We start from the raw sequence: 18,988 nt of genomic DNA on the forward strand, positions 1-18,988 counted from the left end.
GCATGAAACGGTCATGACGGCCGGGGCGGGATTGCACTCCGTTGGCTGCCGGGAAAGCAGTCACGCTGTCAGATGCCAATCCAGACCAGCCGAGGGAGCCCCCATTGAAGAATCGCCGTTGAGATCCTGATGGAAACTCGCCTCGAGAGATTCGAGGGCGGCGCTCGCGCCCGCGACGACCCCGCCCACGGCATTGGCAATGACGTTGCCGTTCGTATCCGTGTTCCAGACCGTGTACTGGTCGGTACCGGGCAGATGGAGCGCGACTTCGAAGCCGCTGGCGGTCTGTTCTGCGCCAATGAAAGTCCAACTGCCGAACTGACCGACCGTCACCGCCGGGCCGCCGTATTTCAGTACGGGACCAGTCCCACCCGAAACGGGGTTCAGATAGTAGTTGTTGTTCGTCACCACCAAGCTGGTCGCGCCGAAGAATTCGATCACGTTGGGAGGGACTCCAATCGTCCCGTCGCCGTTGAGATCCTGATGGAAGCTCGTCTCGAGGGATTCCAGTGCGGAACTCGCGCCCGACACGACCCCTCCCACGGCATTGGCATTGACGTTGCCATTCGTATCCGTGTTCCAGACCGTGTACTGGTCGGCACCGGGCAGATGAAGGGCGACTTCGAAACCGCTGGCGGTCTGCTCTGCACCAATGAAGCTCCAACTGCCGAACTGACCGACCGTCACCGCGGGGCCGCCGTATTTCAATACCGGACCAGTCCCACCCGAAACGGGATTCAGATAGTAATTGTTGTTCGTCACCACCAAGCTGGTCGCGCCGAAGGATTCGATCACGGTGCCTGGGACGCCAATCGTGCCGTCGCCATTGAGATCCTGATGGAAGCTCGTCTCGAGGGATTCGAAGGCAAAGCTCGAGCCCGAGACAATCCCTCCCACGGCATTCGCGTTGACGTTGCCGTTCGTATCCGTGTTCCAGACGGTGTACTGGTCGGCACCGGACAGATGAAGCGCGACTTCGAAGCCGCTGGCGGTCTGTTCTGCGCCGATGAATGTCCAACTGCCGAACTGACCGACCGTGACCGCCGGACCGCCGTATTTCAGTACGGGACCATCCCCACCCGAAACGGGATTGAGATGGTAGTTGTTGTTCTCCACCACCAGGCTGGTCGCACCGAAGGATTCGACCACGACGGGGCTGAGCAGGCTCGTCAGAGCCGCGCTCGACATCGTCTGGTCTGCAAATTGGAAGGACTCGATCCCGGTGACGGTATCGGTGCCATCAGGCGAGCCGGAACGCTGGTCGGTGACCGTAAAGGTCTGCGAGCCGGAATTGTAGGCGAAGCTGTAGTTCGCGTAATTGCCCGAATACACCGCCTTGTCCGAGCCCGATCCGCCGGTCAGCGTGTCGTTGCCACCGCCGCCGGTCAGCGTATCGTTGCCGTTGCCGCCGTTCAGCGCGTTGGAGATGGCGTTGCCGACGATGGTGTCGTTGCCGGAACCGCCGATGGCGTTGTCGATGTAGGAACGCGCGTCGCTGTTGTAGAGATAGGCATTGTAGACGTTGCCCGAGGCGTAATGGCCATTGCCGAGATTGGCCAGTTGAACCGACGAGAACACGGACGACGCACCCGGATTGAGGTTGATGCTCAGGTTCGTCGTGTAGTTCGACAGGTCGTAGGTATCGACGCCGCCGCCGTCCCAGATCGTCTCGTAGATGCGATTGGCCGAGCCACCGGCACCGCCATTGTCGGCCGGCTGGCCAACGCCGTTGATGAACTCCTGCCCCGTGGTCGCGCTCCAGGTATAAACGGTGGTCCCGCCCTGGGTCGTGTAGTTCGCGCCGTACATCGTCTGCAGCGCGAGGATATCGTTGGCCATGTAGGTCTGCGGATATCCATAGGCTTCGTTGGTGTAGCCGCTGGTCGTCGAAGCACCGACATAGCTGCGATAGCTCATGACGGTGTATTCGCTGTCGTCGTGCGCGCTCGGCACGGCGACGTTGGCGACGCCGCCCGTTTCCTGGCTGTGCTTGAGGCCGAGGGCGTGTCCAAGCTCGTGCAGCGCGGTCGTGAAATAGTAATTGCCGAGCGCGGCAAGCGAATAGTTGTACTGGGTTCCGAACCAGATGTCGCCGCCGGAGGCGTAGTTGCCGGGGTAATAGGCGTAGGAGGTCGGGTTGGCCGCCGGCGACTGCGCGATCATGATGTCGGCGCCGTTCGTCCCGGCGTACTGGATGCTGGCGTTGGTGTAGCCGAGGATCAATCCGATCGCGTAATTGATCGCCGCCTGCATCTGGGTGGGCGCCGAGGCAAAGCCCGATGTCGTCGGCTCGCTGCTGCCTCCGGTATACGGATTGGCGTAATCGCTGGAAGCGTCGGGAAAGCTGTAGGTGATCGTGCCCGACCATTTGATGCCCGACAGCAGGCCGTCGATGTCAGCATTGTTGGTCCTGGTGGTCGTGACCGCGGTTGCCAAAGGGAACTCCGAAGCAGCAAGCCCCGTCCGATTCAGGGCGTTAAACAGATGATTCTAGCTAGAGAGTTGAACGTTTGGTTTAAATTGGGCGAGGCCGTCCGGAGTTCTTCCGAAACGTCCTGTTAGCCATCAAATCCCGTAGTCATACGGGACAAGAAACAAGGATGCCGGTGGCGGCAAACCTGCGAGGTCTGCAAGGGAATCATGAAACGATGTCGGCTCGTCGCCGGTCTGCTGGGCGCCCTGATGGCGCTCGCCGGGCCGGATCATTCATCCTCTGGAGGACTGCCTGCCATGGTGGGGAAAGCCAATTCGGACGAGCGCGGCAAGCAGGGGCCCGCAGCCTCCATGCCGATGGCCCGCGATCCTTCCGCAGCCGTCGCCGAGGAGTACGAAGCCGCCCGCCGGCAGGGAACGCGGGAGGCGTTCGAACTCTTCATCGCACGTCACGGCGACTCCCCCCTGGCCGAGCAGGCACGGGCCGAACTGAAGCGCCTGTCGCGCTGATCCGCCACGCATCGCGGCAGCCTGGTCAGGCCTTGCATTCGACAGGCAGCATCCGCGTCGGCCCAGACCTGCCGCAGGATGCCTTGCCGCGTGGTCTTTCGGCACTATGGTAGGCCCGCAATCTGTCCCGGAGCCTTTCAAGATGCCCTTCCCGCATGCCTCGGATGCCCTGTCCCGCTTCACCGTGCTCGATTTGACCCGCGTCCGCTCCGGGCCCACCTGCGTGCGGCAGCTCGCGGACTGGGGCGCCAGCGTGATCAAGATCGATGCGCTGACCGAGGATGCCGGCGGCGAGCAGCCGGGCGGGCCGCGGCGCGGTTCCGACTTCCAGAATCTGCACCGCAACAAGCGGGCGATGACGCTGAACCTGAAGGACGAGCGCGGGCTTGCCGTGTTCAAGCGCCTCGCCGCCAAGGCCGACGTCGTGGTCGAGAATTTCCGGCCCGACGTGAAGAAGAAGCTCGGCATCGACTATGAGAGCCTGCGCGAGATCAACCCCGGCATCGTCTATGGCAGCATCTCCGGCTTCGGCCAGGACGGCCCCTATCACAAGCGGCCGGGCTTTGATCAGATCGCGCAGGGCATGGGCGGGCTGATGTCGATCACCGGCGCGCCGGGCGAAGGCCCGATGCGGGTCGGCATTCCCGTCGCCGACCTCACCGCCGGCCTGTTTTGCGCCATGGGCATCCTCACCGCGCTGCTGGAGCGCGAGGTCTCGGGCAAGGGCCAGTGGGTGCAGACTTCGCTGCTCCAGGCCCAGATATTCATGCTCGACTTCCAGGCCGCGCGCTGGCTGATGGAGAAGGAGGTCGCCAAGCAGGCCGGCAACAACCACCCGACCAGTATCCCGACCGGCGTGTTCAGGACCTCGGACGGCTACATCAACATCGCCACCACGGGCGGGCGGATCTGGGAGCGTTGCGCACAGGCGATCGGCGCGCCCGAGCTTTACAGCCATCCCGACTACGCGACGGCCCCTGCCCGTTCCAAGAATCGCGACGCGCTCAACGCCGAGATCGAAAAGCGCACCGTGACGAAATCGACCGACACCTGGGTCCGCGAGCTCAACGAGGCCGGCGTGCCCTGCGGACCGATCTATGCCATCGACCAGATGTTCGAGGACGCGCAGGTCAAGCATCTCGGCATCGCGCAGGACGTGCCAAACGACGAGGGTCGCCACATTCGCCTGGTCGGCCAGCCCGTGACCCTGTCGCGCACGCCGAGCAGGATGGTGGCGCGGCCGCCGGAATTCGGCGAGCAGACCGACGAGGTGCTGAAGGAGTTCGGCTTTGGCACCGAGGAGATTGCCAGGCTCCGGGACGCCAAAGTGGTGTGAGCGCTCGCTCGAGGCCGCCAACGAAAGAGCCCGGCGCTTGCGCCGGGCTTTTTGATGTGCGGAGCAGCGCCCGCTCTCACGTGCCGCTGAAGCGGTAGTTCACGCCGAAGCGCAGGATGTTGTCGGTGACATGCGAGCGATAACCGACCACCAGAGGCGCGCCGCTGAGCGCGATCACGGGGGTCGCAAACGAGCCCGAGACGGTTCCGAGATCGACATGGAGATATTCGAGCCTGGCGCTCCAATTGTCGGCGAAGGCGCCTTCGATACCGGCACCCGCGCTCCAGCCGAGTCTGGTCGTGCTGTTGCTGAAGCTCGCCGAAACCGGCGTGAATGTTCCGCCGTCTGCGCCCGGGAAGCCGCCGACATTGATCGCGCTCACGCTGCCGGAGGTGGAGACGCGGCCATAGGCAAGACCGCCGGTGCCGTAGAACAGCACGCGCGGCGCCACCGCGACGCCAAGCCGGCCTCGGACGGTGCCGAACCAGTCCAGCTTCTGGGCGAGATTGAACGCAACAGGCAGCGCGGGATCGAACGTGTTGTCACCGCGATGGCCCGGCGTGCAGACGCCGTCCTGCAAACCGGCCGGTGCGCCCGCGCACAGCGCATCGAGACTGCCCTTCTGGCCGCCACCCTGGAAATCGGCCTCGAGGCCGACCACGAACATCTCGCGCTGCCAATTATAGCCGATCTGTCCGCCGCCAATGACGCCGTTGAGATCGAACTTGCCGGCGCCGGAGCTCAGCAGCGTGCCGCCCCTGCTGTCGATGAAGTCCGCATTGGTGGCCGAGCGGCCCCAGCCATAGCCGACATTGAGGCCGGCATAGAAACCGCTCCAATTGTAGCCGGGATCGACGGCCACCGGCGGCGCCTTGGTATGGATGTGCGGCACCGCGAGATCGGCGGCAAGGGCGGGCGGCGCGAGCAGCATTACAATCGTGGCCGCAAGCAGCAAAGTTCGTGTCATCAATTCTTCCCTCGACAAACGGCGTTGCCTGTTCGCCTGCGCGTAAGATGCGCCGGCGATTCAGTGCGGCGACACTAGGGAAGAGCGCATCGCTCCGCGTCGTGCGAACGAAGGTCAGTCGTTTGCAGGATGCATGTCCGCGATCGCCTGCGCGAAGCAGGCGCGGGCAATTCGCGTGATCGCGAAATCACCATTGTTTCAGCGGGTTTTGGTGCGGAGATGAATTTTGCGAAATGACGCGATGCCACCGCAAGGCGCTCGATCCGGACAGCTGCGGCCTTCCGATCAGCGCAAATGAAGCTGCGGGCGTGGCAGGGTCGCAACAGATCGGTCGCGTCGTCCGATCGTCGGCCCTGCACCATTTCCGGAAATCAGGACAGAAACGACAAAGCCCGGCGCGAGCCGGGCTTTGCTTCTTGTAGACGCCTTTGTTGATCTTAGTACCTGGCGACCACCGGACCAGCGAACTGATAGTTGATGCCGGCGCGCAGGATGTGGTCGGTGAAGTGCGAGGACACGTTGGCGCTGATCGGCAAAGCGGGCGACAAGGTGAACGGGCCGGAGGAGAAGCGGCCAAGATCCATGTAGAGGTACTCGAGCTTGGCGCTCCAGTTCTGGGTGATCTTGCCTTCGATACCCACGCCGGCGGTCCAGCCGGCGCGCGTGGTGGAGCTCGAGCCGACAGAGCCGATCGGCACGCCGGCGGCGTTGAACCCGGTCATCGTGCCCGTGGTCTTGATCTCGCCGAAGGCCAGACCGCCGGTGCCGTAGAACAGCACCTTCGGGGTTGCCAGGATGCCGACGCGGCCGCGGAGCGTGCCGAACCACTGGAGGCTCTGATCGACGGTCAGGGTCGTACCGGCCAGACCGCCGGCGGGAAGGAAGGTCAGGCCGGGAAGACAGACGCCGCCGGCGGGCGCGACGGTGCCGACGCAGGAGTAGCCGGCGCGGCCCTTCTCACCCGACCACTGCAGGTCACCCTCGATGCCGAACACCCAGTTCGAGCTCTGCCAGTTGTAGCCGGCCTGGCCGCCCGCGATGCCGCCGTTCATGTCGAACGAGGCATTGGTGATCGAGCCGGCGGGAGGCGCGATCGGAAGGCCGGTTACCGGGCTGAAATAGGAGACGTCGGTGCTTGAACGGCCCCAGCTATAGCCGCCATTGCCGCCGACGTAGAACCCGGTCCAGCTCCAGACCGGATCGACCATGACCGGAGCCTTCACATAGGGCCTTGCCGCCAGGTCAGCAGCCATTGCACCCGTCGCGAACAGCGACATCGCCGCTGCCAGTCCAATCACGATCCGCTTCATGAAAATTCCCTTTCCGCACAAATTCGTGATGAAAACATAAGCTGGGGGGCGCCCAAGGGCTGTGCCGGGGCAGCAACAACCGGAAACAATCTGGGTGTGTCATACCTAGGACCAGGACGACATGGCGCCTATAGGTCTGACTCCAGAGAGGATTTCCGCCTACCGCGGCGCCGGCCTGGGCCCCTGCGACAATCCGACGCGGGACAGCAAAGCGTCGATCACAGGCCAGAACAGCAGCACAATCGCCAGGGTCGTGATCGAGCCGACCAGGCCGTTCGACCAGAACACCTTCAGGTTGCCGCCGGAGCCGATCATCGACAGGCGGAAGGCATCCTCGGCCCGGTTGCCGAGCACGAGCGCCAGGGTGAACGGCGCAAGCGGAATGCCGATCTTCTTGAAGACGTAGCCGACGACGCCGAAACCGAGCATCAGCCAGATGTCGAACATCGCGTTCTGGATCGCATAGGCGCCGATCGCGCAGGAGACCACGATCATGGGCGCCACCGCGGCGAACGGCACGCGCAGGATCGAGGCGAAGATCGGCACCGTCGTCAGCACCAGCACGAGGCCGACGACGTTGCCGAGATACATCGAGGCGATCAGGCCCCAGACGAAGTCCTTGTGCTCGACGAACAGCAGCGGGCCGGGATTGAGGCCCCACACCATCAGGCCGCCGAGCAGGATCGCTGCGGTGCCGGAGCCGGGAATGCCGAGCGCCAGCATCGGCAGCAGCGCCGCGGTGCCGGAGGCATGCGCCGCGGTCTCGGGCGCGAACACGCCCTCGATGCGGCCCTTGCCGAAGCTCTCGGGATCCTTCGAGAAGCGCTTGGCGAGGTTATAGCCCATGAAGGACGCCGCGATCGCGCCGCCCGGGGTGATGCCGAGCCAGCAGCCGATGAAGGAGGAGCGCAGCAGCGTCACCCAGTATTTCGGCAGGTCCTTCCACACGCTCAGCACGACGCGCAGCGAGATGCTGGCGGCATGTCCGCGCAGCGCCAGGCGCTCCTCCATCGTCAGCAGGATCTCGCTGATGCCGAACAGGCCGATGACGGCGACGAGGAAGTTGATGCCGCGGAGCAGCTCGGCCGAGCCGAAGGTCATGCGCAGATTGCCCGACACGGTGTCCATGCCGATGCCTGCGAGCAGGAGCCCCAGCGACATCGAGATGACCGTCTTGTGCTTGGCCTCGCGCCCGAGGCCGACGAAGGAGCAGAAGGTCAACAGATAAACCGCGAAGAACTCCGGCGGGCCGAACTTCAGCGCAAAGGACGAGATCATCGGCGCGAGGAAGGTGATCAGGAGCACCGCGACCAGCGAGCCGATGAAGGACGACGTGAACGCCGCGGTCAGCGCCTCCGCCGCCCTGCCCTGCTGCGCCATCGGATAGCCGTCGAACGTGGTCGCGACCGACCAGGCCTCGCCCGGAATGTTGAACAGGATCGAGGTGATCGCGCCGCCGAACAGCGCCCCCCAGTAGATGCAGGACAGCATCACGATCGCCGAGGTCGGATCCATCGTGAAGGTGAGCGGCAGCAGGATCGCGACGCCATTGGGGCCGCCGAGACCGGGCAGCACGCCGACGAAGATGCCGAGCACCAGCCCGACCATCATCAGCAGCAGCGTCTTCCACGTCAGCAGGACGGCGAAGCCGTGAAGCAGGAGACCGAAAGCTTCCATCGCGGGTCAGCCTAACGGCCGAAGGCCGCTTCGAGCGGCCCTTTCGGCATGATGACGTCGAAGGCGACGTCGAAGGTGACGAACATGATCGCCGTGAACAGGAAGGCGGTGAGCAGCGACTTCCACAGCGCGATCTTGCCGACCAGGCGCATGAAGCCCGCGATCAGGAGGAAGCTCGCGACATAGAGGCCGAGGAACTGCGTCACCAGGCAGAACAGCAGCGTCGGCACGAACACCGCCATGACGCGGCGGGCCTGCGCGCGCGTGACGAAGGTCTCAGCTTCCTTGCGATGCGCGGCGAGCGCCACGACCAGGCCATAGAGACTGCCGCCGCCGAGAATGACGGAGAGGTAGAACGGGAAATAGCCGGGCTCGGGCCCGGTCGAATCCCAGGACGCGCCGGTGCGCCAATTGTCGTAGCCGAGCGTGGCGGCGAGCGCGAACAAGACAAGGCAGACGACGATCTCGATCGTGCCGGAGCTGACGACGGATGGCGAATCGTCCTCGGGCGCGGTCGGATCGTCGACGACGATTTCAAGATCGGTTTGGGACATGAACTCTGGTGCAAGTCTGGGAATTATTTACCTCTCCCCATTCTTGCGGGGAGAGGTCGGCGCGAAGCGCCGGGTGAGGGGCTCTCTCCACAGGCTCGACTCGTGGAGAGAGCCCCTCACCCCTGCCCTCTCCCCGCAACAACGGGGAGAGGGAGAAGAGAGACCGCTTACTTCGCGACGAACCCGGCTTCCGTCATCAGCGCCTTGTTGGTTGCATCGTCTTCCTCGAGGAATTGCACCATGTCCTTGCCGGTGATGAAGATCGGCTTAAGCGCCTGCTTCTCCATGTAGTCCTTGTACTCCGCGGTCTGCGTCACCTTGTGGAAAAGCTCGACATAGAATGCCTGCTGCTCCGGCGTGACCTTGCCGGGCAGGAACATCGCGCGCAGCATCAGGTACTGGACGTCGATGCCCTCCTCCTTGCAGGTCGGGATGTCGGCCCAGGACTGGGTATCCGTCACCTTGCTGGTGTAGGAGATCCGCTCCTTGTCGAACACGCAGAGCGGCCGCACCTGGCCCGCGCGCCAGACTTCGAGGTTTTCGGACGGGTTGTTGACGTTGGATTCGGTGTGGTTGCCGACGAGCTGGGTCGCCGCCTCGCCGCCGGACTTGTAGGGCAGATAGGAGAATTTCGCGCCGGTCTTCTGCTCGAGGAAAATGGTCAGCACATGATCCTCTCGCTTGGAGCCGGTGCCGCCCATCTTGAACGGCGCGCTCGCCGCCTTCGCGGCCGCGACGAATTCCTTCACCGACTTCGGACCCGCGCTGTTGTCCCACAGCACGAACTGGTCGAGCGCGATCACCGAGACCGGGGTCAGCTCACGCCAGTTGAACGGGATCTTGGCCGACAGCGGCAGCATGTAGATCAGCGAATAGGCGATCAGCACCTTGTTCGGATCGCCCTCGCTGGACTTCATGTACATCAGCGCTTCCGCGCCCGATGCGCCGCCCTTGAGCGAGACCACGATCGGCTGCTTCATCAGATTGTTCTTCTGGATGGCCGCCTGCATCATCCGCGCCATCTGGTCGGAGGCGCCGCCGGCGCCCGCCGCAACCACGATCTCGACGGGTTTGGCCGGCTCCCAGCCGGCAAAGGCCGGCGCGCCGCAAAGCACGGCCGCCAGCGTGACCGCGGCCTTCATTCCATGTCCCACAGCGCGTCTTCCCTATGTTCTTGTTCGGATTGGAAATTCAAAGATGAATTCCGCCGCCATTGTGCTGGCGAATCCGGCCGAGTTCAAGCTGTCCGATGTCATCCCTCTTATGACTTTGGAATGAGATTGGGAATGACGCAAAAAGCGCGGGCCCCTTTCGGGACCCGCGCCTCGGCTTCGGGAAGCTCGCCCGCCGCGGCCTACACGACCAGTATGTCGTGCTGGTTGAGCATCACGCCGGCCTGGACGCTGAGCAGGGCAACCGCCGCTCCCTGCGTCCCGTCGGCGCTGTAGTAGAGCGTCTGGTTTGCCGTGTCGAAATGGAACTGGGAGAAGCCCGAGAGCACGTCGTCACCGGAGGTCTCGAACGTCACGTTAGTCCCCGCCGTCAACCCGCCACCGAAGCCGCTCGCAGAGACGGCGATACGGTCCTGCTCGGTGGTGTTGTTGAAGTCGCTGACCGCGCTCGGTCCGGACGGCTGGAGGAAGGCGAAGATGTCATTGCCGCCGCCGCCGGTCATGACATTGCCGCTGGCCGTGGCGATCAGCACGTCGTTGCCGCCGCCTCCGCTCATCGTCTCGGTCCCGTTGCTGGCGATCAGGATGTCGTCACCGCCGGTGCCGGTCAGCGCGGTCGCGCCGGCCGCGTTGTTCATGATTGTGGCGGTCGCGGTGTTGGACGAGGTCGTCATCCCGTCGGAGGCCGTGTAGCTGAACGAGCCGCCGAGCGTTGCGTCATCGCCGAAGAAGGCATCCCCCAACTTGAAGGCACTGCCGCCCGAGCTCGTCGTGATGCTGCCGAGCGAAAGATGGTCGATGGTGTCGGGGTCGGTGTCGTTCAGGGCGAGCGCCCAGTTCGGGATCTGCACCGTTGCATTCGTTCCGACATCGGTGATCACCGTTTCGCTGACCGCAGTCGGCGCATCGTTGGTGCCGTTGAGGGTGACGGTGACGTCCTGCGTCGTCGACCCGCCATTGTCGTCGGCAATGGTCACGAAATAATCCTGCGTCAGCGTCTGCCCCTGCGCCAGGAACTGGATGTCGGAATTGTCGACCGTGAAGTGCCAGGCCACGGATCCGGTGCCGCCCGCCTCGCTGACCGGATCGAGCGAGAACGTGCCAACGTAACCGCTGCCGTTCGGCAGGAAGCTCGCGCTGTGCGTATCCCCCGTCTCGGCGTCGGAGAACGACAGCGAGCCCGCCGTGGATTCGGTTGCCGGTCCCGTCGCCGGATTGACGTTGACGGAATCGAGGATCATGCCGGAGGAATCGTCCTCGTAGGAAAACAGCAGCTCCGTCGAGGACAGGGCGGCGTCGCCGATGAGATCGAAGGAATAGTGGTTGACGCCGGCCGGCACCTGACTGAGCGACAGGATCGTCGCGCCGTCCCACGACATCGAGAACGGCGTGTTGACGCCCTCGGCATCGCCAACGAGATCGAAGCTGACGAAATAGTGCTGGCCGGGCGTGGTCGCGACATTCTGCGACAGCGTCTCCGGGCCGCCGCTCGTCGGCAGGAGCTCGGCCGAATAGTGGCCGAAGCTGCCGCCGAACTCCAGCTGCGCCACGTGGATGTGGCTGCCGCTCACCGTCCAATCGGCAAGATTGCCGGTCTCGAAATCGCCGTTCAGGATCACCGGCGGACCTGCGTCTTCGGTGACCGATCCGCTGAGATTGGCCGATGTGACCAGCGGCTTGTCGTTGGCTCCCGCGATGTCGAAAGTCAGGGTGGTCGAGGCCAGATTGCCCTGGCCGTCATCGACCGTGAAGGTGAACTGATCGGTGACGTCGTCGCCGGCGTGCAGCGCGTCGACCGACGAATCCGCCACATAGCCGTAGGACCCGTCGGCGTTGAGTACCAGCGTTCCGTGCGCGCCGGCCACCGAATGGCCGACATTGGCGGCGCTGCCGTTGACCTCGGTGACGGTCCGCGGCGTGCTCAGGTCGACCGGCTGGTTGACGTCGAAGAGGGCGCCGGTTGCGAGTGCCACACCGGCATCGGGGCCGTCGGTATCGGATATGGCAACGGCTACCGGCGTCAAGACCAGCGGATCGGCCGCACCGTCGATGGTCACGGTGACGATCTGGGTCGCGTTGGTGAAGCCGTCCCAGACGTTGACGTCATATTGCACCGTCAGCGTCTCGCCGACGCTGAGGAAGTCGAGATCGGCGTCGGCGATGCTAAAAGTCCAGTCGATGCCGCCGATTCCGGTCCCGGTGGAATCATTCAGCACCGTCGAGAGCGCCGACTGGAGGTCCACCAGCGTCTGGCCGGGGATGGCGAAACTGTTGGCCGACCACACCGCCGAATCCACCACCACGCTGACCGAATGCGTATCCGCCAGATCGACGTCGTTGAAGCCCAGCGTTCCCGTCGGCACCGGGCTCGTGGTGTCCGGCGATTGCGATCCGGTCACGCCCGGCTGCTCGGACAGCGAAGCCGATCCCGGTCCGCTGGTCATGACGGGCCCATCGTTGGCGCCGGTGATGACGACGGAGACGGTCTGCGTCGAGCTGGTCGAGCCGTCGGCGACCTTGATGTCGTAGTTCACCGTCAGCGTCTCATTGAACGCAAGATAATCGAGGTCCTGGTCGGCGATCGCGAAATTCCAATCGATGCTGCCGGTGCCGGTGCCCGTGGAATCGTGCAGCGTGGTCGTCAGCGCGGCGGCAAGGTGTGCCTGCGTCGCGGCCGGCGGTGTCGGCCCCGAGGTCGAGTCGAGCGTGACGGTCACGGTGTGCGTGTCGCTGGTGTCCTGGTCGGTGAAAGCGAGCGTGCCGGCCGGAATCGTCGGCGTCGTATCGGGCGCGGACGAGCCCGTGGTTGCATCCTGCTCGGCCACGGTGGAGGATTCCGGATCGCTTGTGATCACGACGGGATGGTTGGTGCCGAGGATCGTGATGGTGACGTCCTGGGTGGTGGAGCCGCCTTGACCGTCGTCGACCGCAACGTGATAGACGAGCTTGAGTGTCTCGCCGCCGTTGAGGAAATTGGCGGAGGAATTGGGAAATGCGAAATTCCAGTCGACCTCGCCGATCACGTGGCCGGTCGAATCCTGAAGCGAGGTGCCGAACGCAGCCAGCAGCTGCGCATCGGTCAGGGGTATCGAACCGCCGCCCGAGCGGGTCGCCGTAACCGTCGTCGAGACGGTATGCGCGTCGGCGAGGTCGATGTCGGCGAAGACCAGGCTGTCATGCGCGGTGAGATCGCCGGTCGGACTGACATTTTGATCCTCGACGAGAGCGGCCGATTCCGGGCACGACAGGAACACCGGCTTGTCGTTGGTGCCGACCACGGTCACCGCGACCGTCTGGGTCGAGATCCCGCCGGCATGGTCGTCGAGCTGCACCGTGTAGGTGATGTCGAGATGCTGGCCCGCCGCGAGATAGTCGAAGGCGAGATCGGGCGCCGAGAAGGTGGTGTTGATGGTGCCGGTCGAGGAACCGGACGTCTTGACGACGTTGTCGACGTGGAAGAACGCCATCAGCTCGGCGTTGCCGAGCGAACCGGGCAAGAGGCCCGCGGTGGCGCCGGAAGCGGACACGCCGATCACGGTCGCGGTGTGCCCGGTGTTGGTGAGATCGTCGTCGGTGAAGGTGAGCGCCACGTGAACCGTATCGGGCCAGAGCGACAGCGTCTGGTTGGTCTGCTCGGTGACGGTCGCGGCCGCCGTCATGTTGATCACCGGCTTGTCGTCGGTGCCGGTGATGGTGATCTTGACGGTCTGGATCGCGAAGCCGCCATGGTTGTCGGAGACCTTGACGTCGTAGGTCAGGACCAGCGTCTGGTTCTTGGCGAGGAAGTCGAAATCCTGGTCCTGGTCGCTGAAGCTCCATTTGAGCTGGCCGTTGCCGTTTGAATCGCTCAGGATCTGCGATTGCATCGCAGTCTGAAAATGCGCAAGCGAGGTCGCAGGAATGATCGTCCCATTGGACAGCACCGCGGACTGCAGCGTCGACGACGTCGTATGGGTGTCGGTCTTGTCGCTGTCCTTGAAGCTCATCGTTCCGGAGAGCGAGTGCAGCGTGGTCGAGTCGTCCAGATTGGCGAATTCGGTGAAGCTGCCCGCCGCGGATGACGAGGTGAAAATCGGCGTGTGATTGGTCATGGAAAAATCCCTGCCTGCGTTGCCATGAAGGCGTCACCGCACGAGCACGCGGCGGCGCGACTAATCGGTCCGAGAGATCAGACGTGGCTTAAGAGTCGTGACTCAACAGTCTTGATTCGCTTGGCTTGTTCGCGAGGCCGTGCCTGGCGTGGGGATGGTGAGCAGCAATGAATTCTGGCGCGGTTCGCGTCGACGAAACTTACTTCGCTACTTTTTCAGTTCAATTTCAGTTCAATGACGTCCGGTTGCAGGACGATCGGCCGGAACGCTTCACACAAATCACGTCACTCGATGCGATCGGCCGCTCGGAAAAACGAGACGGTGGAATGCAACCTTCGCGATCTTATGCCCGAGCTTGTCATGCCGTCAACGTGAACGCGTAGGTGCGGGCGCACACAATCGCGGTTCCGGGGACCGGAACCGATTGAAAGGTTTGTGACAATTTGGATTACGCGAAACGACTGACGATTGGCGTCCGCAATCGCTTCGGCTTTCGCGCAGCCTGTGAAGGCGGGCGAAAGAGCCGACGGTACGGGCTACTTGCCCTTCCAGTTCGGCGCGCGCTTGTTGAGGAAGGCGTCCATGCCCTCGCGGAAATCTTCGCTCATGTAGGCCTTGAGGATCAGGTCCTCGCCCTCTTCGCGCGACAGCGTGCGGCGGATGCGGCGGACCGCTTCCTTGGTCGCTTCGAGCGTGAGCGGCGCGTGACTCGCGACGAGCTTTGCGGTCTCGTCGGCGCGGCGCTGAAGCGTCTCGACGTCGGGCACGACCTCGTTGAGCAGGCCGAGCGCCAGCGCCTCCGGCGCCTCGACCAGCCGCGCCTTGAAGATCATATCCTTGGTGCGGGCAGGTCCCACCAGCGAGACGACGCGGCTGATGTTGGACATCGACAGGCAGTTGCCGAGCGTGCGCGCGATCGGAAAGCCGATGCGCGTCGTCTCAGTCCCGATGCGGAGGTCACAGCAGGCCGCGATGCCGGCGCCGCCGCCGGTGCAGGCGCCGGCGATCGCCGCGATCACAGGCACGCGGCACTGCTCGAGCGTGCCGAGCACGCGGTCGATGCGGGCCTCGTAATCAAGCGCGTCCTGCGCGGTCTTGAAGGCGCGGAATTGCGAGATGTCGGTGCCGGAGGCGAACGCCTTGTCCCCGGCGCCGGTCAGGATCAACGCCTTGATCGAGCGGTCGGCGTTGATCTCCTGGCAGATCTCCGCCATGCGGTCATACATGGCGAAGGTCATTGCATTGCGCGCCTGGGGGCGGTTGAAGGTGATCCGCGCGATGCCGTCCTGGACGGAGTAGAGCAGGTCTTCGTTCGTCGTCGTCGGTGCGTTCATCGCGCGCTCACTTTCTAGGTTAGTTTCGGGCCACCTGGGCCTTTAAGCCACCTGGGCCTTGGCCATCGGCACCACGTCGCGTCCCTTGAGGACGTCCATGGCCGCCAACACGCCGCCGCTTCGGTGCGGAATCTTTGCAAGATCCAGGCCCATCTCGACGCCGGCGAGCGTGCCCATCAGCATCAGATCGTTGAAATGGCCGATATGGCCAATGCGGAACACCTTGCCCTTGACCTTGTTCAGGCCCGTGCCGAGCGACATGTCGAAGTTTTCCAGCACCACCTTGCGGAAGGCGTCGGCATCGTGTCCGTCAGGCACGCGCACGCCGGTCAGCGCCGGCGAATGCGCGGCGGGATCGGCGCATTGGGTCTCCAGGCCCCAGACCTTGACCGCGGCGCGGGTCGCAGCGCTGTGGCGCTTGTGCCGGGACCAGACGTTCTCCAGCCCCTCCTCCTCCAGCATCTTCACCGCCTCGCGCAGGCCGTAGAGCAGATTGGTCGCGGGCGTATAGGGGAAGGTGCCGAGCTTGTTGAAGCTGATGACTTCCTGCCAGTCCCAATAGGAGCGCATGCCCGGATTGGCCTTCGCCACAGCGAGCGCCTTCTCCGAGACGGCGTTGAAACCGAGACCCGGCGGCAGCATCAGGCCCTTCTGGGAGCCCGCGACCGAGACGTCGATGCCCCAGGCATCGTGCTCATATTCCATCGAACCGAGGCCCGAGATGGTGTCGACCATGAGGAGGGCCGGATGCTTGACGCGGTCGAGCAGCTTGCGCACCTCCAGCGGCGGGGTCACACAGCCGGTCGAGGTCTCGTTGTGGACGACGCAGACCGCCTTGATCGTGTGCTGCTTGTCGGCGGCAAGGCGCTTCTCGATCTCGGCGAGATCGGCGCCGTGGCGCCAGTCGCTCGGGATGAAGTCGACGTCGAGCTTGAACTTGTCGGCGATGCCGCGCCACAGCACGGCGAACTGGCCGGTCTCGCACATCAGGACCTTGTCGCCGGCCGAGAGCACGTTGACCATCGCCGCTTCCCAGGCGCCGGTGCCGGACGAGGGGAAGATGATCACGGGCTGCTTGGTGCGGAACACGCGCTGCATGCCGGCGAGGACGGCGAAACCGAGCTCGGCGAACTCCGGACCGCGATGGTCCAGCGTCGGCATGTCCATCGCCCGCAGCACCCGGTCGGGCACGTTGGTCGGTCCTGGAATCTGTAAGAAATGCCTTCCAGTATGCACGGTCATCGGCGTCCTTCCCGGTCTAGCCTTGGTTTTGATGGCCGCCGAATAGCACCATTTGACCGGCTTGTCCCCTCTCCAAAGGGCGACTCCCATGCAGAAGCGGCGGACCTCCGCCGCCCCCTACTCCGCGGCCACCACCTTGCCGGACGGGAGAGGCTCCTCGGCCTCCGCCGCGCGCGAGCGGCGAGCGGCCGCGTGTGCCATGGGGCCCGCATCCCTCCCTGATCACTTCCTATGATTTCGGCCGCGTGTCCCGCGCGGCCTTAAGTGCCGACCACTTTCAGATGCGGCGACGCATTGCCCTGCGGACGCTGCTCCAGCAGCTTCATCGCGACATCGACGCCGCCTGAGCGGTGCGGCACGCCCGCGACCGACAGGCCCATCTCGACGCCGGTGAGCGCACCGAGCAGCGTCAGCGCATTGCATTCGCCGAGATGGCCGATCCGGAAGACCTTTCCGGCGACCTTCGACAGGCCCGAGCCGAGCGACATGTTGTAATTGTCGAGCACGATCTTGCGGAACTGGTCGGCATCATGTCCCGGTGGCATGAGCACCGCGGTGAGCACCGGCGAGAATTCCGCCGGCTCCCGGCAAAGGATCTCGAGCCCCCAATGATTGACGGCGGCGCGTGTCGCGGCAGCCAGCCGCTGATGGCGCGCGAACACGTTCTCGAGCCCTTCTTCGAGCAGCATCGCGATCGCCTCACGCAGGCCGTAGAGCAGATTGGTCGCGGGTGTGTAGGGGAAGAAGCCGTTGGCGTTGGGCTTGAGCATCTCCTCCCAATCGAAATAGGAGCGCGGCATCCTGTTGGTCTTCGCAGCGGCGCGCGCCTTCTCCGAGATCGCGTTGAAGCCGAGGCCGGGCGGCAGCATAAAGCCCTTCTGCGAGCAGCTGACGCTGACGTCGACCTTCCACTCGTCGTGGCGGTAGTCGACCGAGCCGAGCGAGGAGATGGTGTCGACCATCAGAAGCGCCGGATGGCCCGTGCGGTCGATCGCAGCACGGATCTCGCCGATGCGGCTGGTCGCGCCGGTCGAGGTCTCGTTGTGCACGACCATCACGGCCTTGATCGCGTGCGCCTTGTCCTCGGTGAGTTTTGCTTCGACCACCGCCGGGTCGGCGCCGCGGCGCCAATCGCCGGGCACGAAATCGACATCGATACCGAAGCGGCCCGCCATTTGCCGCCACAGCGTGGCGAAATGGCCGGTCTCGACCATCAGCACCTTGTCGCCCGGCGACAGCGTGTTGACGATCGCCGCCTCCCAGGCGCCGGTCCCCGACGAGGGGAAGATCACGACCGGACCGGCGGTCTGGAAGATTTTTTGGCTGCCTTCGAGCACGGCGCGGCCGAGCTCGCCGAATTCCGCGCTCCGGTGATCGATGACGGGCATGTCCATGGCGCGCAGGACGCGGTCGGGGACGGGGCTTGGGCCCGGAATCTGAAGAAAATGGCGTCCCTGATGCATGAAAACCTCCCTGTCGGCGGGTTATGGCCGGCCCTGCGAGCTATTTTGCATTCATTTTTTGTCCTTTCAATCGAAATTTGGTATTCGATTGTGGACGTCGACGCGATCAAACGGGCAAACTACTGTGCTGCAAATGAAATCCACGATTCCCGACACCGGGGTTCCGATCGCCCCGCCCGCCGGCAACGGCGGCGACCGCCAGGAGGCCTCGCTCCATGGCGAGATCCTGCTGCGGCTGCGCGACTATGTGGTCGAGGGCAATATCGCCGAGGGCGCGCGCGTTCCCGAGCGCCGGCTCTGCGAAATGTTCGGCATCTCCCGCACGCCCTTGCGCGAGGCCTTGAAGGTGCTCGCCGCCGAGGGGCTGATCGAGCTATTGCCCAACCGCGGCGCACGCGTCCGCCAGCTCAGCCAGCGCGACCTCGAGGAGCTGTTCGACGTGATGGCGGGACTGGAGGGCCTCGCCGGGCGCCTCGCCTGCGAAGCCATCACGGATGAGGAAATCACCGCGATCGAGCAGCTGCATTACGAGATGTACGGCCACTATCTGCATCGCGACATGCACGGCTATTTCCAGACCAACCAGCGCATCCACGAGAGCATCGTCGCGGCCGCCCGCAACGAGACGCTCAGGACCGCCTACGCCAATTTCGCCGGCCGGATCCGCCGTGTCCGCTACTCCGCCAATTTCGCCCGCAAGCGGCAGCGCTGGGCGGAAGCGATGCGCGAGCACGAGGCCATCCTTGATGCGTTGCGCCGGCGCGCCGCAAGTGAGCTCAGCGACATCCTGTTCCAGCACCTGCGCAACAAGCGGAGTGCGGCGATCGATCACCTGACCGAGCCCCAAGGCGAGGCGCCCGCCTCGCCTTGAGGGTCAGCCGGCTTGCTCATTTTGAATT

The 18,988-nt window shown here is 64.3% G+C and carries 13 protein-coding genes; 3 read left to right on the forward strand and 10 right to left on the reverse strand.

Annotated elements, in window-relative coordinates:
• Positions 1 to 60: 60 nt before the first annotated feature.
• Positions 61 to 2,436, reverse strand: coding sequence for a M10 family metallopeptidase C-terminal domain-containing protein (locus OC450_RS17870; RefSeq protein WP_262048371.1), 2,376 nt, complete (start codon positions 2,434 to 2,436; stop codon positions 61 to 63).
• 204 nt (positions 2,437 to 2,640) lie between these two features.
• Here OC450_RS17870 and OC450_RS17875 point away from each other — a divergent pair, with 204 nt between their 5' ends.
• Positions 2,641 to 2,943 carry a hypothetical protein gene (locus OC450_RS17875; protein ID WP_262048372.1) on the forward strand — a complete coding sequence of 101 codons (303 nt, stop codon included), beginning with the start codon at positions 2,641 to 2,643 and terminating at the stop codon, positions 2,941 to 2,943.
• Between the two features lie 142 nt (positions 2,944 to 3,085).
• Positions 3,086 to 4,279, forward strand: coding sequence for a CaiB/BaiF CoA transferase family protein (locus OC450_RS17880; RefSeq protein WP_211384946.1), 1,194 nt, complete (start codon positions 3,086 to 3,088; stop codon positions 4,277 to 4,279).
• 76 nt (positions 4,280 to 4,355) lie between these two features.
• Here OC450_RS17880 and OC450_RS17885 read toward each other — a convergent pair whose 3' ends face one another.
• The 9 genes from OC450_RS17885 to OC450_RS17925 all read right to left on the reverse strand — a co-directional run bounded on the left by OC450_RS17885 (position 4,356) and on the right by OC450_RS17925 (position 18,089).
• On the reverse strand, positions 4,356 to 5,246 hold the full coding sequence (locus OC450_RS17885; protein ID WP_262048373.1) for an outer membrane protein: 891 nt from the start codon (positions 5,244 to 5,246) through the stop codon (positions 4,356 to 4,358).
• Positions 5,247 to 5,683: 437 nt separating this feature from the next.
• Positions 5,684 to 6,556, reverse strand: coding sequence for an outer membrane protein (locus tag OC450_RS17890; protein WP_211384944.1), 873 nt, complete (start codon positions 6,554 to 6,556; stop codon positions 5,684 to 5,686).
• A 159-nt stretch (positions 6,557 to 6,715) separates the two neighbouring features.
• Positions 6,716 to 8,233, reverse strand: coding sequence for a tripartite tricarboxylate transporter permease (locus OC450_RS17895; protein WP_211384943.1), 1,518 nt, complete (start codon positions 8,231 to 8,233; stop codon positions 6,716 to 6,718).
• 11 nt (positions 8,234 to 8,244) lie between these two features.
• Complete coding sequence (locus tag OC450_RS17900; protein ID WP_211384942.1) at positions 8,245 to 8,787, reverse strand: tripartite tricarboxylate transporter TctB family protein; 543 nt, start codon at positions 8,785 to 8,787, stop codon at positions 8,245 to 8,247.
• Between the two features lie 167 nt (positions 8,788 to 8,954).
• A complete protein-coding gene (locus OC450_RS17905) occupies positions 8,955 to 9,929 on the reverse strand; it encodes a Bug family tripartite tricarboxylate transporter substrate binding protein (RefSeq protein WP_211384941.1) in 975 nt (324 codons plus the stop codon).
• A 212-nt stretch (positions 9,930 to 10,141) separates the two neighbouring features.
• Entirely contained in the window at positions 10,142 to 14,050 is a 3,909-nt protein-coding gene (locus OC450_RS17910; RefSeq protein WP_262048374.1) for a beta strand repeat-containing protein, read from the reverse strand.
• Positions 14,051 to 14,586: 536 nt separating this feature from the next.
• Entirely contained in the window at positions 14,587 to 15,384 is a 798-nt protein-coding gene (locus OC450_RS17915; RefSeq protein WP_256808969.1) for an enoyl-CoA hydratase/isomerase family protein, read from the reverse strand.
• 42 nt (positions 15,385 to 15,426) lie between these two features.
• Positions 15,427 to 16,626: a pyridoxal-phosphate-dependent aminotransferase family protein gene (locus tag OC450_RS17920; RefSeq protein ID WP_256808971.1), complete on the reverse strand. Its 1,200-nt coding sequence runs from the start codon at positions 16,624 to 16,626 to the stop codon at positions 15,427 to 15,429.
• A gap of 260 nt (positions 16,627 to 16,886) precedes the next feature.
• A complete protein-coding gene (locus tag OC450_RS17925; protein ID WP_211384937.1) occupies positions 16,887 to 18,089 on the reverse strand; it encodes a pyridoxal-phosphate-dependent aminotransferase family protein in 1,203 nt (400 codons plus the stop codon).
• Positions 18,090 to 18,222: 133 nt separating this feature from the next.
• On the opposite strand from OC450_RS17925, the gene OC450_RS17930 reads away from it, so the two are divergent.
• A complete protein-coding gene (locus OC450_RS17930; protein WP_211384936.1) occupies positions 18,223 to 18,960 on the forward strand; it encodes a GntR family transcriptional regulator in 738 nt (245 codons plus the stop codon).
• Positions 18,961 to 18,988 lie beyond the last annotated feature (28 nt).

The organism is Bradyrhizobium sp. Bra78 (genome assembly GCF_024519855.1).
In the GTDB taxonomy this organism is placed as follows: domain Bacteria; phylum Pseudomonadota; class Alphaproteobacteria; order Rhizobiales; family Xanthobacteraceae; genus Bradyrhizobium; species Bradyrhizobium japonicum_G.